At 61.4% G+C, this 16,165-nt stretch carries 16 protein-coding genes; 11 read left to right on the top strand and 5 right to left on the bottom strand.

Annotated elements, in window-relative coordinates; genetic code table 11:
• Positions 1-101: 101 nt before the first annotated feature.
• Entirely contained in the window at positions 102-632 is a 531-nt protein-coding gene (locus JYU29_RS10870) for a TRAP transporter small permease (protein WP_213984810.1), read from the top strand.
• Position 633: 1 nt separating this feature from the next.
• Positions 634-1,914 (top strand): TRAP transporter large permease, encoded by a 1,281-nt coding sequence (locus tag JYU29_RS10865; RefSeq protein WP_213984809.1) that lies wholly within the window; start codon positions 634-636, stop codon positions 1,912-1,914.
• A gap of 41 nt (positions 1,915-1,955) precedes the next feature.
• Here JYU29_RS10865 and JYU29_RS10860 read toward each other — a convergent pair whose 3' ends face one another.
• On the bottom strand, positions 1,956-2,981 hold the full coding sequence (locus JYU29_RS10860; RefSeq protein WP_213984808.1) for a LacI family DNA-binding transcriptional regulator: 1,026 nt from the start codon (positions 2,979-2,981) through the stop codon (positions 1,956-1,958).
• A 188-nt stretch (positions 2,982-3,169) separates the two neighbouring features.
• Between JYU29_RS10860 and JYU29_RS10855 the strand changes: the two genes are divergently transcribed.
• The 7 genes from JYU29_RS10855 to JYU29_RS10825 all read left to right on the top strand — a co-directional run bounded on the left by JYU29_RS10855 (position 3,170) and on the right by JYU29_RS10825 (position 10,722).
• Positions 3,170-4,537: an LLM class flavin-dependent oxidoreductase gene (locus tag JYU29_RS10855; protein WP_250157342.1), complete on the top strand. Its 1,368-nt coding sequence runs from the start codon at positions 3,170-3,172 to the stop codon at positions 4,535-4,537.
• Between the two features lie 21 nt (positions 4,538-4,558).
• Positions 4,559-5,920: an acyclic terpene utilization AtuA family protein gene (locus JYU29_RS10850; protein WP_213984807.1), complete on the top strand. Its 1,362-nt coding sequence runs from the start codon at positions 4,559-4,561 to the stop codon at positions 5,918-5,920.
• 2 nt (positions 5,921-5,922) lie between these two features.
• Positions 5,923-6,240, top strand: a complete 318-nt coding sequence (locus JYU29_RS10845) for a DUF4387 domain-containing protein (RefSeq protein WP_250157341.1) — start codon at positions 5,923-5,925, stop codon at positions 6,238-6,240.
• Positions 6,241-6,321: 81 nt separating this feature from the next.
• Positions 6,322-7,665, top strand: a complete 1,344-nt coding sequence (locus tag JYU29_RS10840) for an MFS transporter (RefSeq protein WP_213984806.1) — start codon at positions 6,322-6,324, stop codon at positions 7,663-7,665.
• Positions 7,666-7,683: 18 nt separating this feature from the next.
• Positions 7,684-8,652: a flavin reductase gene (locus tag JYU29_RS10835; RefSeq protein ID WP_213984805.1), complete on the top strand. Its 969-nt coding sequence runs from the start codon at positions 7,684-7,686 to the stop codon at positions 8,650-8,652.
• A gap of 26 nt (positions 8,653-8,678) precedes the next feature.
• Positions 8,679-9,560 (top strand): MBL fold metallo-hydrolase, encoded by an 882-nt coding sequence (locus JYU29_RS10830; RefSeq protein WP_213984804.1) that lies wholly within the window; start codon positions 8,679-8,681, stop codon positions 9,558-9,560.
• 37 nt (positions 9,561-9,597) lie between these two features.
• Positions 9,598-10,722: a zinc-dependent alcohol dehydrogenase family protein gene (locus JYU29_RS10825; RefSeq protein WP_213984803.1), complete on the top strand. Its 1,125-nt coding sequence runs from the start codon at positions 9,598-9,600 to the stop codon at positions 10,720-10,722.
• A gap of 47 nt (positions 10,723-10,769) precedes the next feature.
• Here JYU29_RS10825 and JYU29_RS10820 read toward each other — a convergent pair whose 3' ends face one another.
• The 4 genes from JYU29_RS10820 to JYU29_RS10805 are packed head-to-tail and all read right to left on the bottom strand — an operon-like array spanning position 10,770 to position 13,387.
• On the bottom strand, positions 10,770-11,555 hold the full coding sequence (locus JYU29_RS10820; protein ID WP_213984802.1) for a VOC family protein: 786 nt from the start codon (positions 11,553-11,555) through the stop codon (positions 10,770-10,772).
• A complete protein-coding gene (locus JYU29_RS10815) occupies positions 11,552-12,463 on the bottom strand; it encodes an SMP-30/gluconolactonase/LRE family protein (RefSeq protein WP_213984801.1) in 912 nt (303 codons plus the stop codon). Before JYU29_RS10815 ends, JYU29_RS10820 begins: the two co-directional genes overlap by 4 nt.
• A 10-nt stretch (positions 12,464-12,473) precedes the next feature.
• Positions 12,474-12,920, bottom strand: a complete 447-nt coding sequence (locus JYU29_RS10810; RefSeq protein ID WP_213984800.1) for a cupin domain-containing protein — start codon at positions 12,918-12,920, stop codon at positions 12,474-12,476.
• Positions 12,917-13,387, bottom strand: a complete 471-nt coding sequence (locus JYU29_RS10805; RefSeq protein WP_213984799.1) for a DoxX family membrane protein — start codon at positions 13,385-13,387, stop codon at positions 12,917-12,919. Before JYU29_RS10805 ends, JYU29_RS10810 begins: the two co-directional genes overlap by 4 nt.
• Positions 13,388-13,543: 156 nt before the next feature.
• Between JYU29_RS10805 and JYU29_RS10800 the strand changes: the two genes are divergently transcribed.
• Together JYU29_RS10800 and JYU29_RS10795 are read left to right on the top strand one after the other, a co-directional pair.
• The gene (locus JYU29_RS10800; protein ID WP_213984798.1) at positions 13,544-15,151 is read left to right on the top strand and encodes a GMC oxidoreductase; all 1,608 of its coding nucleotides are present in this window, start codon (positions 13,544-13,546) and stop codon (positions 15,149-15,151) included.
• 73 nt (positions 15,152-15,224) lie between these two features.
• Complete coding sequence (locus tag JYU29_RS10795; RefSeq protein WP_213984797.1) at positions 15,225-16,103, top strand: mechanosensitive ion channel family protein; 879 nt, start codon at positions 15,225-15,227, stop codon at positions 16,101-16,103.
• Positions 16,104-16,165 lie beyond the last annotated feature (62 nt).

Raw genomic sequence — 16,165 nt, 5'->3', positions numbered from 1 at the left:
TCAAGAGCAACCGCGGTGGCTTCCGTCACCGCCACGGCCAACTGCGCACTCGCGCAAGCGCCTGGAAGGGTCAGGCGCGAATGTCTGGGAGGAACGAAAGCATGCCCCCGCAGGAAAAAAGATGGGTCGGTGCCATTGAGGCAACGATCGTCAGGATCGGCGAATACAGCGCATGGATCTATCTGGGTATCGGCATCATCGTCGCCTACGAGGTGGTGGTTCGATACTTCCTCAACGCTCCGACGGCCTGGGTTGAAGAAACCTCGCGGCTCGGCATGGTGTGGGCGACGTTTCTTCTGTTTCCGGCCTGCATGAGCCGGCGGCAGCTGATCTCTATCACGCTTCTTTCAAATGCAACGGGCGAGCGTGGCAAGGTGATCCTGGAAGCGATCAGCTTTGCCATCATCGCGGTTGCCTGCGCCCTTGTTGCCTATGAAGCGACGGTGGCCGCGATCGATTCTGCCGCGGTCGGCCGCGCCACGGCGAGCGTCATGCGCATTTCCTACTGGATCTTCTACCTTCCGGTCGCGCTCGGCTTCTTCCTGTTCTTCATCCAGGCTGCGCTCGAATTGTTGCTACTCGCCGCCACCGGCCAGCGTCGCAAGACCGAACTCAGCCACGAGGAGATCTGACATGGAAAGCGTCCTCGTTCTGATCGCATTGTTCGTTTTCCTGTTCGCCGGCATTCCCGTCGGCATCGCACTGACGACAACCGGTATCGGCCTTCTCCTGATGAAGGGCGTTCCGTTGGCCAGCGTGTCGATGGAGTTCCTGGGCTCGGTCAACAACTTCATCCTTCTTGCCGTGCCGGTGTTCCTGCTGACCTCAAACATTCTCTTGAAGGCGGGTGTGGCGAAAGATCTGTTCGATGCCGTGCAGAAATGGGTCGGCGGAGTGAGAGGTGGCGTTGCGATCGCGACGATCATTTCATGCGGAATTTTCGCTGCCATCTCAGGATCTTCCGTAGCCGTAGCCGCAATGATCGGCACGGTTGCCATCCCTGAAATGACCAGCCGCGGCTATGATCGCCGCTTCGTCATGGGCACGCTTGCCGCCGGGGCCACGCTCGGCATTCTCATTCCGCCGTCGATCCCGTTGATCATCTATTCGGCCGTGGCCGAGGAATCCACGGCTGAGATGTTCCTGGCCGGCGTCGGTCCGGGTCTGCTGCTGATCGCAGCCTTCCTGCTTTACTGCGTCATCAAGTCGTTCATGGGCGCTGCTCCCGCCAACGAGGCCGGTGCTGCCGGGCAGGGTGGGCGCATGGCTGCCAGTCTGCGGGCGTTACCGACGATCGTGATCGCGCTCACCATGATCATCGGCATCTATGCCGGCGTCTTTACGCCGACGGAATCGGCTGCGGTCGGTCTCGTGATGACGCTGATCTACGTGTTCGGCCTGCGGCGCGGCGTTTCGTTCAAGGAGTTCCGAGAGGCCGTTTTCGGAGCGGGGCTGACGACCGCCAATCTCCTGCTCATCATTGCCGGCGCCAATGTCTTCGGCAAGGCGATCATGCTCTACCGCATTCCCTATGAGATGTCGGAATGGATTGCGTCGAACATCGAGTCTGCCGGCCTTTTCATGATCACGGTAACGGCAGTGCTGTTGCTGCTCGGCCTGTTCCTGGAAGGCATCGCGATGATCCTGATCGTGCTGCCGGTGCTGCTGCCGTCGCTCGGCGTGCATGGCATCAATCCGGTCTGGTTCGGCATCTATTTCGTGCTGATGATCGAGATCGCGCTGATTACGCCGCCTGTGGGGATGAACCTCTTCGTGATCCAATCCGTCGCGCGATCAAGCCTGAAGGAGGTCATGCATGGGGCGCTGCCTTATGTGCTCATCATGCTCGCCGCGGTGCTCGCGATCTACTTCATTCCGGAGATCGTGACCTATATCCCTTCTGCTGCGAAGTAGCGGAAAGAACCTGATGAAGGGGCGCTGATTGCGCTCCTTTTTCAGGCCTGCCCGGTGGAGCTTCGAACAATGAGCTTGCCGCGCATGGCGATGAGTTCGTCCGGCAGGCTGGGATCGAGGGTGCGGGCCTTGAGGAGTTCGAAGGCACGCTGGATCATCAGGGGCAGCGGCTGCTGGATGGTGGTCAGGTTGTAGATGGGGCGCGCCGAGCTTGCCAGACCGTCGAACCCGGCGACGGCGATGTCTTCGGGGACGTTGATCGAGGCGAGGCGCAGGCCATCGAGCACGCCCATCGCCATGATGTCGCTCAGCGCGAAAATGGCGTCGGGTCGTTCGGGCAGGGGCAAGTTGGCGATCTGCTGGCCTGCAGCAAAGCCGCCGTCATAGTTGGAATGGCCATCTATGCGGATGGTCAGTTCGAGACCCGCCTGTTCCAGTTCGGAAACGAAGCCTTCCTCGCGTTCACGCGAGGTCGAGCTGCTGGATGCGGTGTAGATCAGGCCGAACCGACGCCGGTTGCGCGCGATCATCAGCCTGGCGATCTCGGCTCCGCCGGCGCGGTTGTCACAGGTGACGAAGCAGCCATGGGCGAGGGCAACGCGGTTCACCATCACCAGAGGCACGTTGTTCTGGGCGCAGATTTCTGCGGCCCGCGACGACAGGATCGCCGAGGAGATGATGCAGCCGTCGACCTGGTACTGAATAAGCGATTGGGCCGTGATGTCCTCGATCGGCCCGCCGCCTGCATGGATGATCAACAGGCGGAAGCCGAGCTTTTCGGCCTGGCGCGTCGCCTCGTGCAGGAGCTCCATGTAGAAGGGATTCTCGGCTGAGCCCAGCACAAGGCCATACAGCCCGCTCTTGCCCGAAGACAGTGTGCGCGCCAGCGCATTCGGCATGTAGCCGTGTTCCTTGGCGAGGCCAAGAATCCGGTCGCGCATCTTCTTCGAGATCCGCGTGTCGCCTTTCAATGCGCGCGTTACCGTGGATGGCGCCACGCCGGCCAGTTCCGACAAGGTGACAACCGTTGCTCTGCGTGGTGACGGCGGGGGCGAAATCTCACTCATGACGCTTCGTAACAAAACGGCTGAGGCCTGTCGCGTCGTTCCGCATCATCGGTGAACGGGCAGATGCTCACTCAGAGGTCGCGAGAAAAACCTGACGGTGACTTGACAGGAAAGTCGCAAACAGTTTGGATCAGTCTGCGCAAACGTTTGCGCACGCATTTGCGATTGGCGATGACACGGGAGGAACGATGTCTACTTCAACACGCCAGATGAAAATGGTGGGCTTCCTGCAGGCGCAGAACTGCTCGATTGCACCGGGCTCCTGGCGGCATCCAGCCGGCGCGACCGATTTTCTTTCAGCCGAATACTTCCAGCGGATCGGACGGATCCTGGAGGAGGGCAAGTTCCACCTCGCATTCTTCGATGACCGTCTGGCGATGCCTGACATCTATGGCGACGACCATGAGGAAGCGGTCGAGAACGGCGTGCGCGTCGTCAAGATGGATCCGGTGTCGATCATCACCGCGATCGGCATGGCGACGAGCCATATCGGCCTCGGCATCACCTATTCGACCACCTATTACGAGCCTTTCCACGTCGCGCGCCTGTTCGGCACGCTCGACCTGATGACCAAGGGCCGCGCTGCGTGGAACGTGGTGACATCGCTCAACAATTCGGAAGCCGCCAACTTTGGCAGGACGGAGCATCTCGCTCACGACCTGCGCTACGAGCGGGCCGACGAGTTCATGGAAGTCGTGACCGGGCTGTGGAACAGCTGGGAGCCCGATGCGCTGATCGTGGACAAGGAAAGCGGCAAGTTCGCCGATCCCAAGAAGGTCCACAGGCTCGATCACAAGGGCAAGTATTTCAGCTCGAAGGGACCACTACCGGTTCCGCCGTCTCCACAGGGCCGTCCGGTGCTCATCCAGGCCGGCCAGAGCGGTCGCGGCCGCCAGTTCGCAGGCAAATGGGGCGATCTGATCTTCGTTGTCTACCCGACACTCGAAGCCGGGCAGAAGCAGTATGTCGCCGTGAAGCAGGAAGTCGCCGATGCCGGACGTGATCCGGACGAGGTGGCGATCTGCCCGGCCTGCTATGTCTGCGTCGGCGAAAGCCAGGCAATCGCCGAGGAAAAACGCGAATATATCCGCGCGCTCGCCAAACCGATCGACGCCGTCGTGCTGCTGTCGGAAGCGCTCAATTTCGACTTCGCCAGCAAGCCGATGGACAGCGAGTTCACCGACGAGGAATTGCAGAAGCTGTCCTGGTCCGGCTTCAAGGAACGCGTGATCGCCTTGAGCGGCAAGCCCAATCCGACCGTGCGCGACTTCGTGCATTATTCGGGGCGCGGCACCATCGGTGAGTTTCCGATCTTCTGCGGAACGCCGACGGCGGTCGCCGACCAGATGGAAGAATGGTTCACCTCCAAGGCCTGTGACGGCTTCGTGCTTGCCGCGACCCACACGCCGGGTGCTTACGAGGATTTCGTTCGCTACGTGGTGCCGGAACTACAGCGCCGTGGCGTTTACCAGAAGGATTACGCCGGCTCGACGCTGCGTGAGAACCTCGGCATCTCGATGCCGACCCATCCTGCCCAGCGCCAAGCGGCCGAATAGGCCAGCAGTCGGAGAAGAGTGATGAAAGAGTTCAGAATGCTCTCCACGAGCGGCATCCTCGGCTATGGCTATGCCGAGGAATCGCTCAAGATCGGAATGTCCTGGGAACCGCATGTCATTGGTTGCGATGGCGGCAGCACCGATCCGGGGCCTTATTATCTCGGCGCCGGCAAGTCGTTCTGCTCGCGCCTTTCGGTCAAGCGCGACCTGCGGCTGATGTTGCAGGCAAGCATCGCTGCCGGCATCCCCTGCATCATCGGCACATCAGGTGGGGCAGGCGGCGAGCCGCATCTGCAGGATACAGCTGCGCTCGTGCGGGAAATCGCGCGGGAAGAGGGGCTGTCCTTCAAGATGGCCCTCATCCATTCGGAGCAGAACAAGAGCGACCTTACCAAATGGGCGGAAAGCGGCATCACCAGGCCGCTGGCCAAGATGAAGCCGCTCGATCGCGGCATGATCGACAATGCCACGCGCGTCGTCGGCATGATGGGGCCCGAGCCGTTTGCCAAGGCGCTCGACGAGGGTGCGCAGGTCATTCTCGCCGGCCGCAGCAGCGATCCCGCGCAATGGGCCGCACCTGCCATCCGGGCCGGCATGGCGCCGGCGCCTTCATGGTATGCGGGCAAGATGCTCGAATGCGGCGCCGAACCGACCGTGCCGAAGGAGCCGGACTGCATCTTCCTGCGCGTCCGCGACGATCATGTCGTGTGCGAGCCGCCGAACCCGATCCGCCGTTCGACGCCACTTGCGGTGGCGAACTTCGCGCTGCACGAAAACTCGAGCCCGATCCATCATGTCGAGCCGGGCGGGCTTCTTGATACGGCCAATTGCCGCTTCGAGGCGATCAGCGATCGCGCGGTCAAGATCGACGGCATGACCTGGACGCCGGCTGACCAATACACGGTAAAGCTCGAAGGCGTCGAGATGGCGGGCTATCGCGCCATCGCCATCTGCGGCACGCGCGACCCGATCCTGATTTCCCAGATCGACGATTATCTTGCTACCCATCGCGAGAAGGTGGCGGTGAAGGCGGAATCCTTCGGCGTGCCGCGCGACGATTACAAGATGATCATCCATTGCTACGGCAAGGACGGCGTCATGGGCGGATGGGAACCGGTGAAGCAGATCACCAGCCACGAACTCGGTTTCGTGATCGAGGTGGTCGGCAAGACGGCGGACGTGACCAATGCCGTGATCGCCATGGCGCGTACCTCGATGCTGCATGCGGACTTCCCCGGACGGCTATGCAAGGAAGGCAACATGGCCTTTCCGTTCAGCCCATCCGACATCGACATGGGTCCGATGTACCGCTTCAGCATCTTCCATACGGTTGAAGTCAGCGACCCTTGCGCGCTCTTCCCCATCGAATACGAGAAGGTTTGATCATGGCGCTCATCAGAGACATCGCTCAGATCTGCAAGAGCAAGAATGCCGGCCCGTTCAACGTGACGATCGACGTGCTGTTCGAGGATCACGACCTTTATCGACGGGTCAAAGCGACCGGCGCTCTCAACGCCGCGCTGTTTTCGAAGCTCTACGGCGTGAAGGAAGAAGATGTGCTCTTCACGCCTTACGATACGGCTGCGGCCTTCAAGGCGACGTTTCCTCGCGCCATTCCGGCCGGCGATATAGGCGACACCGACGTGTATGGGGCGCAGCAGCATGCGCCTCTGCTGGATGTCGATATCCCGCTCGAGACCTGACCAAACAATGACGCACGTGTCCTGCCGATGGAGGTATCGGCGGGACACGTGTGCGCCACGAACCGGCTAGAGGAGGAGCTCATGGCCACAGAAACATCAGACATCCGTAAGATCGCGCTGGCGAGCTTCATCGGTTCGACCCTGGAATGGTACGACTTCTTTATCTTCGGTACCGCCACGGCACTCGTCTTCAACAAGCTGTTCTTTCCGGCTTTTGACCCTGTGACCGGCATGATCGCGGCCTTCGCGACCTTTGCCGTCGGGTTCATCGCTCGCCCGCTGGGCGGCATCGTGTTCGGCCATTTCGGCGACCGCATCGGTCGCAAGGCCATGCTGGTGCTCTCCCTGACGATGATGGGCGGCATCACGTTCCTGATCGGCCTCATTCCCACCTATGCCGTGCTCGGCATCGGCGCACCGATCCTGCTCACCCTGCTTCGCTTCCTGCAGGGCTTTGCCGTTGGCGGCGAATGGGGCGGTGCGACCCTGATGGTGGTCGAGCATGCGCCCAACAAGACGCGCGGCTTCTTCGGCAGCTGGCCGCAGATGGGCATTCCCGCAGCGCTTCTTCTTTCATCCGGCATGATGGCGCTCGTCGGTGGACTGACCACGCCCGAACAGTTCATGGCCTGGGGATGGCGCATTCCGTTCCTGTTCAGCGGCGTGCTGCTCGTATTCGGCATTTATCTGCGTCGCCGTCTGGCTGAATCGCCGAGCTTCCGGAAAATGAAGTCCGAGGGTGAGCAGGAGCGCCTGCCGATCGCCGAAGTTCTCGGCAAGCACGGCAAGAAGACCGCGCTGCTTGTTGCGGCCCAAGCGGCGGAGAACACCAGCTTCTATGTGGTTGCCGTTTATTCGCTGGTTTATCTGACCACGGTGGTTGGCATCGAACGCAGTGACGCACTCAATTCCCTGATGATCGCCGCTGTGTGCTGCTTCGTGGCTCAGCCGATCTTTGCCGCCTTGTCCGACCGCATCGGGCGCAAGCGGGTGTTCATGGGCGGAATGATCTTCAACGGCCTGTTCATCGTGCCGTTCTTCCTGTTCCTCGATACGGCAAGCGTCTTCTGGGTCACGGTGGCGATGACGCTGTCCATCGTGCTTGGGCAGGCGACGACGCAATCGACGCAGACCAGTCTCGTTGCCGAGCAGTATGCCGCTTCGGTGCGCTATAGCGGCGTGTCCGTCGCATACCAGTTCGCCACCGTGCTGTGGAGCGGACCGACCCCGATGATCGCGGCGGCACTCTGGGCCTGGTCGGGAAGCTGGATCCCGCTTGCCTGCTATATCATGGCCGCGGCCTGCCTTTCGGTGCTGACGATCATTCCACTTCGCGAAGCGGCCGGTGCCGATCTCGAAGAGGAACAAGACGGGGCGGCGGTTGGAACGGCCTACGCACCACGCCCCGCGCATCAGTACCATTAAGACAGGGAACCAGACGCCATGTCCCAGGACCAACGTATTCTGCGCAACGCGCTCGGGTCTTTCGCCACGGGTGTAACTGTTGTCACCACCCGCTCTGCCGATGGAAAGGATATCGGGCGGACCGCCAACAGCTTCAGTTCGGTCTCGCTCGAGCCACCGATGATCCTCTGGAGCCTCGCCAAGACCTCATCGAGCTTCGCCGATTATCGGCAGGCAAAGCACTTCGCCGTGCATATCCTGTCTGCGGATCAGAGCGACATATCCGGTCTGTTTGCCAGCAAGAAGGAAGACAAGTTCGAGGACCTGACGGTCGAGCGCGGAGAGGACCAGATCCCGCTTTTGAAGAACTGCGCAGCTCGTTTCGAATGCCGGACCACCTATCAGTATGAAGGCGGAGACCACATCATCTTCGTCGGGGAGGTGACCGGTTTCGAGCATTCCAGCACACCACCCCTGGTGTTTCATGGCGGCCAATATGGCCGGCTCATCCGCCAGGCGGGCGAGAGCACGTCCTTCGAGAAGAAAGACAGCAGCCTTTCGCCCGACGACTTCATCTATCAGATCTCGCGCGTTTTCTACCAAATCCGCAGTGAGGCTCTGGCGGAACGGCGCCGGCGGGGGTGGAGCGGCGCAGACTATGCCGTTCTGACGCTGCTTGGTCATGAAGACGGACGCACGCTGGAGGAGATCCGCGCAATCGGCCGGTCGCGCGGCGACGAGATCACCGACGAGACGATCAGCAAGCTCGAAGCCATCGGCCTGATCAAGGTCGAAGCAGCGACGCCGCCACGCGCGCATCTGACGGGCGAGGGCGGCAAGGCGATGATCGAGATCGTCGCCATGCTCAAGGCGGCGGAGGCCGAGTGCCTGGCTCTTCTCGACGAGAACGAAGTCTGGGTGTTGAAGCAGCTTCTGAACAAGCTTGCGACGTCACGCGACACGGGCTGGCCGCCTGTGCGGCAGCAGGCCATCGCTGCATCCGCTTGAATGACACTGGGGAATTGGAGGGTGTCATGACCCGATTTGCCATCGGAGATGTCACAGTTTCAGCCATATGGGAGATGGAAGACACGTCCTTCCGGATGAAGTCCTTCTTTCCGCTCGCAACCGACGAGATGCTGGCAAGGGAGCGATCCTGGCTCACGCCGCAGTTGCACGATCCCGAAACCGACCAGATCAAACTCAGCATTCATGCCTGGTTGATCGATACCGGCCGGCACAAGATCCTGGTCGATACCTGTGTCGGCAATGACAAGAAACGGCATGCTCGAAAGCAATGGTCGGATCTCGACACTCCCTTCCTTGATCGCCTGCGTGCCGCGGGCGTTGAGCCCGAAGCGATCGATTATGTCTGCTGCACCCATCTTCATGCCGATCATGTCGGCTGGAATACGCGGCTCATCGACGGGCGCTGGGTACCGACCTTTCCAAACGCAAAGTACATCTTCGGGCGCAAGGAATATGATTACTGGGCGGAGAAATACGGCTCCGATCCCGGCAGTCATCATCTCGCAGCCTATAGCGACAGTGTCCTGCCTGTGGTTGAGACGGGACAGGTCGTGCTCGTCGACGACGGCTATGAACTGGACGGATGCCTGACCTTCAAGCCGGCACCCGGCCACACGCCCGGGCATGTCGCCATCTGGCTGCATTCCAACGGCCATGAATGCGTGTTTTCCGGGGACATCATTCATCACCCCATCCAGCTGACGTATCCGCAACTGAGCTGCATGGGCTGCGCGGATCCTGCCCAGTCGGCGCGGACACGTGCCGCCTTGCTGGGCGATATCGCCGATACCGACACGATGCTGATGACCGGGCACTTCCTGGCGCCGCATGCGGCTCACATTCAAACGGCAGGCGCCAGTTTTCGCGTGCGGTGTTCGGAATGCTAGAGCCGCCGGCTGTCGGTTCGATTGGAGGAAGCGAGACATGAAAATCCAAGCCGCAACGCTTCGCCAAACGGGCGCGAGCATGCCCTATGCTGAAAGCAAGCCGCTGGAGATCGCCGAGCTTGATCTGGAGCGTCCCGGACGGGGAGAGGTTCTGGTACGGATCCGCGCAGCCGGGCTTTGCCACTCCGATCTTTCGGTCATCAATGGCAGCAGACCGCGTCCCCTGCCCATGGCGATCGGGCACGAAGCCGCCGGAGAAGTGGTGGAACTCGGCGACGGCGTCGACGATCTCAATATAGGAGATCATGTCGTGCTCGCCTTCGTGCCGAGTTGCGGCCATTGCCTGCCCTGTTCGGAAGGCAGGCCGGCGCTGTGTGAACCGGGGGCGGCGGCAAACGGGAAGGGCACGTTGCTGACCGGCAGCATCCGCCTGAAATCTCATGGCGAACCGGTGCATCACCATATCGGTTGCTCGGCCTTTGCCGACCACGCCGTTGTCTCCCGGCGCTCGATCGTCAGGGTGGACAAGGATGTGCCGTTCAACGAAGCGGCCTTGTTCGGCTGCGCTGTTCTGACCGGCGTGGGCGCCGTGGTGAACACGGCCAAGGTTCAGGCGGGTCAGACAACGGTGATCATCGGCCTCGGTGGCGTTGGGCTCGCGGCGCTGCTGGGTGCGATTGCGGCCGGCGCCGCGCAGGTAATCGCCGTCGATCTGTCGGATGAAAAGCTGGAGATCGCCCGCGAGCTTGGCGCGACTGCAACGGTGAATGCCCGCGATGAGGATGCGGTCGAAAAGGTCCGTCGGCTCACCCATGGCGGTGCCGACTTCGCCTTTGAATTCGCGGGTTCGGAAAAAGCCCTGGAAAGTGCTTACAAGATGACGCGGCGGGGCGGCACCACAGTGACGGCCGGACTGCCCGCACCGACAGCGGCAATGCCGCTCAACATCGTGAGCCTCGTGGCAGAAGAACGCACGGTCAAGGGCAGCTACATCGGCACCTGCGTGCCGGTTCGCGACATCCCCCGCTTCATAGCCCTCTACAAGGCTGGTCGTCTGCCGGTGAACAAACTGCTCAGCGGCTCAATCCGCCTCGACGAGATCAACGAAGGCTTCGACCGCTTGCACAAGGGCGAGGTGATCCGGCTGGTTGTCGAGATGTGAGAGGGCGGAGGTTTTCGCCTTCGCGATCGGAAGCGGCGCTGCCGGCCTCAGGCTTGCAGGAGGCGGAAGCGGTGGCCGTTGGGGTCGGTGGGTGGCCCGTTCCGTGCCGGTGCATCCCCGAGATGCAGGGTTGTGGCGAAGGGTGAGCCGTTCGGGCTTGTTTCAAGCAAGGGGCGGGGCGTCTGGTAGCAGAGAAGCTCGAGATGGGGTGGTGCGCCTCCGGCGGGCATCAGTGTCGTGACCTCGACCACAGCGTCCGGCGTGTTCAAACCATCCATTCGCGCCTGCTCGGGTCCGCGGTTCCAATGCCTGTCCGTGACCTGAAAGCCGAGTTCCTGCCAGAACGCGATGGCTTCGTCCGTGTCGGACACGGTGATTGCGGAATGATCGATGCCGAGGAAGGGGCCGGCAGACGGACGCTTCCAGGGCTCGGGGATGTTGTCGGCGGGAAACTGAAGCAGTTCCAGTGGATGGCCGTCCGGATCGCGAAACTTGAACGCCGTTGCTCCGCCCGATGCGGCCGGCAGGTGCTCGGGACCATTGCGGGAGATTGGCGTCCAGCCGGGCGCGGCCTCCAGGCGTGCCATTGCCGCGCGCATGTCGGAAACGATGATCGCGCAATGCTGGAACGCGGTAGAGTTCGACGGGGGAGCGTTCAGGCCTGGAGCCGTTGCCTGATCGAACACTAGGCGTAGTTCACCGAGCCGACATTCATTCGAGGTGTCCGTGTCCTGGCAGTCGAATGTCTGGACATAGAGCCGTATCGTGGCGAGGGGATCGGCGCAACCAAGCGCAATGGCTGCGATGCGCGTCGCAGCCGTATTTGGTGTCATGGCCAACGTGCCCCGCGGCGGTTGAGGAACACGGAATAAAGCGTGTGGCTTGCGCCGATGAACAGGCGATTGAAGTGTGGCGAGCCGCCGAAGCACAGGTTTGAGACCCGGAAGGGCAGTTTTATCCGGCCGAGGAGTTCGCCTTCGGGCGACAGGCAGTGAACACCGTCGCCCGCGCTGGACCAGATATTGCCATCCTCGTCGATCGCCATGCCGTCCGTGTAGCCGGGCGAGACCTTGGCGAAATCACGCATGCCTTCAAGCGAGTGGCCGTCTTCACCGACCTCGAATACGCGCAGCACCTGAACGGGGTCCGGCTTCGTTTGATCGCCGGTTGCCGCGACATAGAGATGTCGCTCGTTTGGGGAAAAAGCGAGGCCATTCGGGCCGTCAAAGGCATCGGATACCAAGTGGAGCGCGCCGCCGGGATCGATCCGGTAGACGGCCGGCGTGATCTCGCTTGCCTGCCGCGTTCCTTCGTAGTCGTTGGAAATGCCGTAAACGGGATCGGTGAACCAGATCGATCCGTCGCTTTTGACCACGACATCGTTTGGCGCATTCAAACGACGCCCATCGTAATGGCTGGCCAGCACCGAGATGCTGCCGTCATGCTCGACGCGGCACACGCCCCGCTCGCGATTGGAGCAGAACACGACGCGGCCGTTTGTATCGCGTGCCTGGCCGTTGGCCAGTCCGGAAGGAAAGCGCCACACGGACACGCCGGTGGTCTCGCTCCAGGCCATCGTCCTGTCGCGGGGCAGATCCTGGAACAGGAGCGTGTTCCAATCTCCCATCCAGACCAGTCCCTCGATCCAGCGGAAGCCTTCGGCGAGTTTCTCGATCGGCGCGTTTGCGAGGACATAGCTATCGAAGCGCGGATCGACGGTTTCGAAGCCGAGATCGCTCATCACACGCTCCTCAGGAAAAACGACAGGGCGTCGTTTCGTCCCGCTTGGTGTCGAACTGAACCACCATCAGCACCGCGGGCTCGTAGCCAATCGTGCCGGACATGTGGCCCTTGCGCCCGTTCTTCTCCTGCGTGCCTTGATCCTCGCCGAACGAAATCTCGCCCGGTCCCATCTCGACGCGCGTGCCGTCCATGCTCTCCACGTACCAGCGGCCCGAAAGCGGGATGATCCATTGCGGCGATGGGTTCTCATGCCAGGCACCCTCCCAACCGACCGGCTGCACAGTCACCATCACGGTCATGCCGTCATGGTGCTTCTGGCCCTGCCATTGCGGGGGCGCCGGCGGCTGCATGCTCTTGAGTTCGAACTCGGTCATCATGCAGCGCTTCTGCCGGCTGGTCCCGTCAGCGTCCGTGTAAAGATGCCAGTACGGGACGGTGGGTTTGTCGTCGCTCATGGTGCGGCTCCGATTGCGTAGGGATGGGTCGAAGACAGGGGTGCCGTGAAGAAATCGTCGACTGTGCGCGCGCTCGTGCCGAAGGTGATGAGCAGAAAGCCGCCGGCCACTGCGAAGTTTTTCAGGAAATCCCACATCATTTCCTTGCCCTTGGACGGGCCGAGGAAGCGGAAATCGGGTTTGCGCCAGAACTGCTTGAAGAGAATGGCGGTAACGGCGCAGTAGCCGGCGAGGATAAAGGCTGCGAGCCGGTCTGCGATCCCGGTGAGAACGCCCAGGGACATCACGACTTCCACGAACATGCCGACGAGGATCAGCGCCTTCGCCAGCGTTTCGTTGTTTGTGACCTGTCGCGCCTGCTTTGTCGCGTCCCCGAAATTCAGGGCCTTGTCGAGCGCGCTGAAGGGCAGGAACAGGAGAACGAGCGATAAGCGTGTCGCGAAAGCAATGAAGATTTCGATGGTCATCTACGCCGCGGTCCCGTCTTCTGGATCGACGGTGAAATTCGCGATGCGGGAAAGACGTTCCCGCTCCTCGGAGAAAAACAGGCGTGCGATTTTCGAAGGGAACACTCCGCTGCCGACGATCTTTAGCCGAAAACAACCTCTTTCGGAGTGCGTGCCTTGAATGAAGATCGTTACGACGTCGTCATCGTCGGCTCGGGACCTGGCGGCGGCACAATGGCCTGGCGCCTTGCGCAGACCGGCAAGCGGGTGCTCTTGATCGAGCGTGGCGACTATCTGAAGCGTGAGCGCGAGAATTGGGACACGGAGGCGGTTTTCGTCAAAGGGCGTTATCAGGCGGAGGAGACCTGGACCTCATCCAGCGGCGAAACCTTCCGCCCCGGTCTGCACTACTTCGTCGGCGGTAATTCCAAGGTCTATGGCGCGGTCCTGTTCCGGTTGCGCGAAGAGGATTTCGGTACGGTACACCATCCGGACGGCGATGCGCCGGAATGGCCTGTGAAGTACGATACGTTCGAGCCTTACTACCAGGCTGCCGAAGAGCTTTTCGAGGTGAAGGGGCGCCGCGGCGAGGATCCGACGGAGCCACCATCGCGCAAGCCTTACAAGCACCCCCCGATCCAGCACGAGCCGCGCATCCAGGAATTGTCGGACGCCTGGGCGCGCGAGGGGCTTCATCCGTTCCACCTGCCAATGGGCGCGCTGCTGGACCAGGACGCCACCGGTGCTGCCACGCCTCATTCACCGCTGCTGCGCTGTGATCCTTTCGATGGGTATCCAAGCCTTACCAATGGCAAGTCAGACGCGCAGATCATCTGCGTCGATCCGGCGCTGAAGGCGCATCCAAACCTGACGCTCCTGAAGAATGCCTATGTGGAACGCCTTCTGACCGACGCTTCGGGCCGTTCGATCACGGGCGTGGAAACGGTGATCGAGGGGCGCACGCACATCATCCGGGGCAATGTGGTGGTGGTGGCCTGTGGTGCGCTTTCTTCCGCGCTCCTTTTGCTGCGATCGGTTAATGATCGCCACCCGGACGGGCTTGCCAATGGATCAGGCCAGGTCGGGCGCAACTACATGCGCCACAACAACGTAACGGTGCTGGCGATCTCGAAGACGCCCAATCCGACCGAGTTCCAGAAGACGCTCGGCCTCAACGATTTCTATCATGGGCACGCGAAATCGCCGCGCAATCCGCATGAGTTTCCGCTCGGCCATATTCAGATGGTGGGAAAGTCCGACGGAACGCAGATCGAGGCGGAAGGGCTGCCGAGCTTCCTTCAATGGCTTCCTGAGAAGCCGTTCGACTGGATCGCAAAACACTCGATCGATTTCTGGCTGACCTCGGAAGATCTCCCCAAGCCGGAAAACCGCATCTTCTACCGCAACAATCAGGTGCATCTCGATCTGACGCAGACCAACATCAAGGGGCAGCAAGCGCTGCGCGAGATGCTGCGCTCGATCTGCGACAAGGCGGAGATCCATCCGCATCTGATGGACCGGAAGCTTTATCTCGGCAAGGACACGCCGATCGGGGGTACGGCGCACCAATCGGGAACGCTGCGCTTCGGCGAAGATCCTGCGACCAGCGTCCTCGACCTCGACTGCCGCGCGCACGGGATCGACAACCTCTATGTGACGGATGCGAGCTTCTTTCCGTCGATCGGCGCAGTGAACCCGACGCTCACGATCATTGCCAATGCGCTGCGCGTCGCGGACGTGATCGTCGACCGGATCGGCGGGAAAGAGGAACTCGCTGTCGGATAGACGCTACGGAACGACATCGGTAAGGAGCGTCCGGTTCGCGCGAAGCGCACCGGGAGCGTAGAAGGAGCAACCGATGACCTGGAACACCGCCGAGGGATGGTTGACGCAGTTGCATCCCGACAGATGGTCGGGGGCGCTGATCATTCTGGCGCTTTTCGTCCTCGCCGGGCTTCTGCTTTCGCATCTGCTCAAACGGGCGATCCGACTGGTCGTGGCGCGCGACCACGACAACCGCATCGATCGCATGTCCTTTGGGTTCCTTTCAAAGGTCGCCAGCGCCTTCGTCTGGATCATGATCCTGATGCTCTATGCGCATATGATCCCGGCTCTCGACCGTCTTGCCACGGCCCTGCTGGCAAGCGTCTCGGTGGCTTCGGTAGTGTTCGGCTTGGCTGCGCAGTCGACGCTTTCGAATTTCGTGGCCGGCTTCAGCCTGATTTTCTATCGCCCGTTCCGCCTCGGCGACACGTTGCAGATCACGGCGCCGGGCGGCGTGGAGGTCGGCATCGTGGAAGACGTTTCGTTGGGCTATACGAGGCTGAGAACCGGCGACAATCGCCTGGTCACCATCTCAAACGCTTCGATTTCGAGCACAACCGTGATCAACCTGTCCGCCAAGAAGCAGCGGACCCTGGCCGCCATTCCGATCTCGATCGGCTACAATGCCGACATCGACACGGCGCGCGCGCTCATCCTCGAGATCGCGTCGGGCCTGCCTAATAGCGAGGAGGTCGTCGGCTGCCCCGTTACCAAACTAAGCACCTCCAGCGTGGATTTCACTCTAAGCCTCTGGTGCGCCGATGCTGACGCTGCGGCCGTGGCCAATAACAGCGTGCTCGAAGCCGTAAAGAAGCGCTTCGATGCAGCTGGGATCGAGATCCCGTACGCCTATCAGAACGTGCTGATCAAGGAGATGCCGAAAGCGCTGTACGAGGAGAGCGTGCCGAGGTGAAGTGATCGGGCGCTCCGTTTGTTTAGTGTGTATTGCTCAGGTTTGCGGTTAGTGGATTAGCT

It is taken from the genome of Tianweitania aestuarii (assembly GCF_018457165.1).
Taxonomy (GTDB): Bacteria; Pseudomonadota; Alphaproteobacteria; order Rhizobiales; family Rhizobiaceae; genus Tianweitania; species Tianweitania aestuarii.
The sequence above is the reverse complement of the archived record's forward strand: the minus strand, read 5'-3'. Positions and strand labels throughout refer to the sequence as shown.

Bases quoted from the DNA above. Each gene is read 5' to 3' on its own strand.
- JYU29_RS10860 (WP_213984808.1), bottom strand. From the start codon at position 2,981: ATGAGTGAGATTTCGCCCCCGCCGTCACCACGCAGAGCAACGGTTGTC.
- JYU29_RS10870 (WP_213984810.1), top strand. From the start codon at position 102: ATGCCCCCGCAGGAAAAAAGATGGGTCGGTGCCATTGAGGCAACGATC.
- JYU29_RS10820 (WP_213984802.1), bottom strand. From the start codon at position 11,555: ATGACACCAAATACGGCTGCGACGCGCATCGCAGCCATTGCGCTTGGT.
- JYU29_RS10810 (WP_213984800.1), bottom strand. From the start codon at position 12,920: ATGAGCGACGACAAACCCACCGTCCCGTACTGGCATCTTTACACGGAC.
- JYU29_RS10835 (WP_213984805.1), top strand. From the start codon at position 7,684: ATGTCCCAGGACCAACGTATTCTGCGCAACGCGCTCGGGTCTTTCGCC.
- JYU29_RS10815 (WP_213984801.1), bottom strand. From the start codon at position 12,463: ATGAGCGATCTCGGCTTCGAAACCGTCGATCCGCGCTTCGATAGCTAT.
- JYU29_RS10805 (WP_213984799.1), bottom strand. From the start codon at position 13,387: ATGACCATCGAAATCTTCATTGCTTTCGCGACACGCTTATCGCTCGTT.
- JYU29_RS10845 (WP_250157341.1), top strand. From the start codon at position 5,923: ATGGCGCTCATCAGAGACATCGCTCAGATCTGCAAGAGCAAGAATGCC.
- JYU29_RS10865 (WP_213984809.1), top strand. From the start codon at position 634: ATGGAAAGCGTCCTCGTTCTGATCGCATTGTTCGTTTTCCTGTTCGCC.
- JYU29_RS10840 (WP_213984806.1), top strand. From the start codon at position 6,322: ATGGCCACAGAAACATCAGACATCCGTAAGATCGCGCTGGCGAGCTTC.
- JYU29_RS10855 (WP_250157342.1), top strand. From the start codon at position 3,170: ATGTCTACTTCAACACGCCAGATGAAAATGGTGGGCTTCCTGCAGGCG.
- JYU29_RS10825 (WP_213984803.1), top strand. From the start codon at position 9,598: ATGAAAATCCAAGCCGCAACGCTTCGCCAAACGGGCGCGAGCATGCCC.
- JYU29_RS10830 (WP_213984804.1), top strand. From the start codon at position 8,679: ATGACCCGATTTGCCATCGGAGATGTCACAGTTTCAGCCATATGGGAG.
- JYU29_RS10850 (WP_213984807.1), top strand. From the start codon at position 4,559: ATGAAAGAGTTCAGAATGCTCTCCACGAGCGGCATCCTCGGCTATGGC.
- JYU29_RS10795 (WP_213984797.1), top strand. From the start codon at position 15,225: ATGACCTGGAACACCGCCGAGGGATGGTTGACGCAGTTGCATCCCGAC.